Source organism: uncultured Cyclobacterium sp., from assembly GCF_963976465.1.
Lineage (GTDB): Bacteria > Bacteroidota > Bacteroidia > Cytophagales > Cyclobacteriaceae > Cyclobacterium.
The window spans coordinates 1-4,205 of record NZ_CAXBOC010000480.1 but is presented as its reverse complement, the minus strand read 5'-3'; the positions used below and the strand labels follow the sequence as shown (position 1 = coordinate 4,205).

The following is a 4,205-nucleotide window of genomic DNA, read 5'->3' as shown; positions in this document are numbered from 1 at the left end:
CAGTAGGAGAGGTATTGAATTTTAATATCATTCATCACTCTTTATTACTTTACGGAAATTGTACCGATGAAAATTGTGAACATAGAGTTGGTATTACTGAAGGCAAAGCAAAAAAATAAATTATAATTCATGAAAGCAGAATTTCAGTCCCAGATAGAAAATGATTCTTTGTTATTAAAAATCAAAGGTGATTTGATTGGAGATGATTCAGGCCCTCGAATGGTTGGCTTGGTGTCGGACGGCTTGCAAGATGGAGTGAAAAACTGCATCATTGACCTTAGTGAGGTCAGGTATATTAGTTCTAGCGGTATAGGAGTGCTGATCACAGTACTGACAAAAATGAGAAATGCGGATGGGGAAGTGTTTTTGGCCTCTCCTTCAGAGCATGTTAAAAAGCTGCTAATTATTACCAAACTCAATAATATATTTAATGTATCTGACACACTTGAGGAGGCGTTAGATCAAGTAAAATAATTTAAAAGCCATTTTTATTCAATAAAATTTAGCCGGGAAGTTGTAAATTTTTACAAACATGACAATCTTCACGGCTTGTTTTGATAGAAGGCAGTAATACTTATTTAAAAATAAAATGAAAATGGACGTTCTTTTAGGTCTCCAGTGGGGTGACGAAGGCAAGGGTAAAGTAGTAGACTATCTAGCGCCGAGCTATGAAATGGTAGCCAGATTTCAAGGAGGACCCAATGCCGGCCATACCTTAGAGTTTGACGGGATAAAGCATGTTTTGCATCAAATTCCCAGCGGGATCTTCAGGGGAAATATCCAGAATATAATAGGCAATGGCGTAGTGCTGGATCCTGTAGTTTTAAGGAAAGAAATCAAGAATTTGGAAAAATTCAATATTGATTTTAATAAAAATATGGCCATTTCCAAAAAGGCCACCATTATCCTTCCTACCCATAAACTTTTGGATGCCGCTTATGAAAAATCCAAAGGTGATAAAAAAATTGGTTCAACCTTAAAAGGAATTGGACCAACTTACCAAGATAAAATTGGCAGGGTGGCCTTGAGAGTAGGGGACATGTTGTCTCCGGATTTCAAAGAGAAATACCATGACTTGGTCGAACGGCACAAGTCAATCTTGAATTATTATGATTTTGGATTAGAAGATCTTGATGCCCTGGAGGAAGATTTCTTCGAGGCTGTTACGTTTTTTAAATCCCTCAGGCTTGTAGAGACGGAATTTGAAGTGAACGCTGCCATAAAATCAGGTAAAAAAGTTTTGGCTGAAGGAGCTCAAGGTTCGCTTTTGGACATTGACTTTGGTAGTTACCCTTTTGTAACAAGCAGCAGCACCATGGCTGCAGGTGCTTGTACAGGCTTGGGTGTGGCTCCTTCCACCATAGGAGAGGGGTTCGGAATTTTCAAAGCTTATTTTACCCGGGTTGGAAGTGGTCCTTTCCCTACAGAGTTATTTGATGCCGATGGGGAGCAAATGCGTAAAGATGGCAATGAGTTCGGTTCCACTACAGGCCGGGCCAGGAGGTGTGGTTGGATTGATCTTCCCGCATTGAAATATTCAATCATGATCAATGGGGTAACCCAATTGTTTATGATGAAAGCTGATGTGCTCAATGGCTTTGAAGAAATCAAAATCTGTACGGAGTACAAACTTGGAGATGGAAACCAAACGGATCAACAATACCTGAATGGAACTACTGAAGGAATTGAACCGGTCTATGAAACCTTGAAAGGCTGGAATTGTAGCTTGGATGGAATTGATGATTATGAAAAATTCCCCGATGAGCTGAAAACCTATGTGTCCTTCCTGGAAAAAGAATTAGAGGTTCCTATTAAAATGGTGTCTGTCGGTCCCGATAGAAAACAGACCATACTTAAATAAGAGAATTTACACACTTATAATATTAAGGCTTCTTCCTAACTATCAGGAAGAAGCCTTTTTTATTTATTTTTTTATTGGCTATCTTAAGTTTCTATTTATTTCTTGTAGAATTGAATAACCCCATAGTTGCCTATTCCAGAATTCATTTTGTTGTTTTCAGGATAATGTTATACTATTAATAGAGATAGATTCATTAATCAATTTTGAGCAGAGAAAAACTTGTTTAGAAAGGCTGTTCTTTTAAGTTTCAGTTTGGTAGAATGCCGATAAAAGCCATGCTGTAAATGTGCTTATTCAATGGATGCATTTGGGAGTACTCATTTTAATTTTATAGAAGCTGCAAGCTTGCTAACCTTATGAAGGTATCTATTGGATTTTCTTTAATTGTAATGATGCTTTCTTTTAACCTGAAAGCGCAACAGGGTTTTCCCTATTGTGAATCTTTTCAGGAGGAGATTGAACGGGAAGAAACTGTATTGGGCGGGAATGCTGTCATCCGAGATGGGGTGCTGAGGCTTACAAATGCGGTGATGGATCAGAAAGGCTATGTTTACATTGACATCCCATTTTCTTCCAGTTTCGGGGTTAAAGCTTCCTTTGAATATTTTAGCTATGGTGGTACAGGAGCAGATGGGATGACTGTCTTCTTGTTTGATGGTGAATCTAACTCTTTTTCCCCCGGAGCATTTGGCGGGTCTTTGGGTTATGCCATGAATGTCGATAGCCCCGGTTTGACCAATGCTTATCTAGGAGTGGGATTCGATAGTTTTGGGAATTTCGGAAATAATTCTGAAAATAAAATTGGAGGTTTTTCCTCCGGAATAAATCAGCTGCATCCAAACGCTGTAGTGGTTAGGGGGCCGGGGCATGTATACAATGGTTATCATTTTATCACCGGAGTTAAAACCAATGAAGGAGGTACCTATGGTTTGCCGGAGGACCAGCAGTTCCCCATCAGTTCTGGTGGCACAGGAACAGGGCGAGCGGAAGAGCCCGATCAAAAAGGTTACCGCAAAGTGATTTTTAAGCTAAGACCTAAGCATGGTGATGCGGGTTATTTTTTAGATGTAGAAATGATTTTCACTACTGAAAATGGTAATCCCCGCCAAATAACATTAATAGATAATGTAGATTATCCCTACCCTTCACCCAAAACCTTGAAAATAGGTTTTGCCGGCTCCACTGGTGGAGAGACCAATATTCATGAAATCAGGAATTTATTGGTGGAGGTGGCCGATCAAGACAATTTAAAGAAACCCACAACAAAAGATATAGAAAATGTAGGTGTATGTTTGGGACAGGAGAATTTTCTTGAAATACCGGAGGAGAACCATACATTACCCAATATAGACTCCAGGGTTAGCTGTCTCAGGTTTTTTGAATCCATGGATGAAATTATGGAAATTGAGACAGACCCTTGCCTTTCGGGCAGATGCAACACGGATGAAGCGGTTTTGGTCACCAATGAAGGTACTTTTAAATATTCCGGTGTCGGGACAGCGTTTTCATTTGTGCCCCATCCCGAATTCAAAGGGGATAAATTGCAGGTTTATTATACCCTTACGGATAATTACGGAAAAACTTCAAATGGAAGCGCTATTCTGTTGGATGTGATGGACGAGCCTGAACCAATAAGTATCATGGTCAATCAGCTTCCACTATTAAGTAAGGAGGCTTGCCCGGGTGAGGTTGTTGAATTGAGCATTTTTTCATTAGGAGAAAATCAACAATACGAATGGTTTAAAGACGGACAAAAGATAGAGGGAGAATCATCGGCAAGTCTATTGGTCCAAGAAGCGGGAATTTTTCATGCCCAAGCCATTTCCTCAGATGGTTGTCCCTTGGTAGCTGAGCCCATTACAATCAGCTATCCTGCTTACCCTGATCTCGAAGTGCTTAGCCCTATGTATGGTTGTCAGCCCGATTTGTTTCCGGATATAAGGGGATTTATTACCGATTATGATTCAGAGCAATATGATTACCAACTAGAAAATGAGTCAGGAGAGGAATATATAAATGAGGACATGTTCACCTTGTTCAATGAGGGAGTCTATTACTTAAGTGTGAAGCCAAAATCTTTGGATTGTTGGTCCGCTCCCCTCACTATAAGGGTGATTCTTCCGGAAGAGGCATTGAATGCTTCTTTCGATTATGTATTGGACAATACCGGAATGAAAGAAGAGTCAGCAGATGGGATATTGGCAATAGACCCAATTAGGTTTATGGATTTATCAGCTGGTAATCCCCAACGTTGGTTCTGGGATTTTGGCGATGGAAACACCAGTGAACAACGTTCGCCGGTACATGTATATGGTGATAAAGGAGAGTTTTTGGTCTCCCTACG

The 4,205-nt window shown here is 40.0% G+C and carries 3 protein-coding genes; all 3 read left to right on the top strand.

All coding sequences use genetic code 11. The features are described 5' to 3' along the window. Positions 1 to 129: 129 nt before the first annotated feature. Positions 130 to 474 carry an STAS domain-containing protein gene (locus tag AAC037_RS20670; RefSeq protein ID WP_339905285.1) on the top strand — a complete coding sequence of 115 codons (345 nt, stop codon included), beginning with the start codon at positions 130 to 132 and terminating at the stop codon, positions 472 to 474. A gap of 115 nt (positions 475 to 589) precedes the next feature. Then, positions 590 to 1,861: an adenylosuccinate synthase gene (locus AAC037_RS20665; protein WP_339905283.1), complete on the top strand. Its 1,272-nt coding sequence runs from the start codon at positions 590 to 592 to the stop codon at positions 1,859 to 1,861. A gap of 356 nt (positions 1,862 to 2,217) precedes the next feature. Further along, positions 2,218 to 4,205 (top strand): PKD domain-containing protein (locus AAC037_RS20660; protein ID WP_339905282.1); only part of this gene is annotated, 1,988 nt, incomplete at its 3' end.

Coding starts and splice junctions, on each gene's coding strand:
- AAC037_RS20670 (WP_339905285.1), top strand. CDS start 130: ATGAAAGCAGAATTTCAGTCCCAGATAGAAAATGATTCTTTGTTATTA.
- AAC037_RS20665 (WP_339905283.1), top strand. CDS start 590: ATGAAAATGGACGTTCTTTTAGGTCTCCAGTGGGGTGACGAAGGCAAG.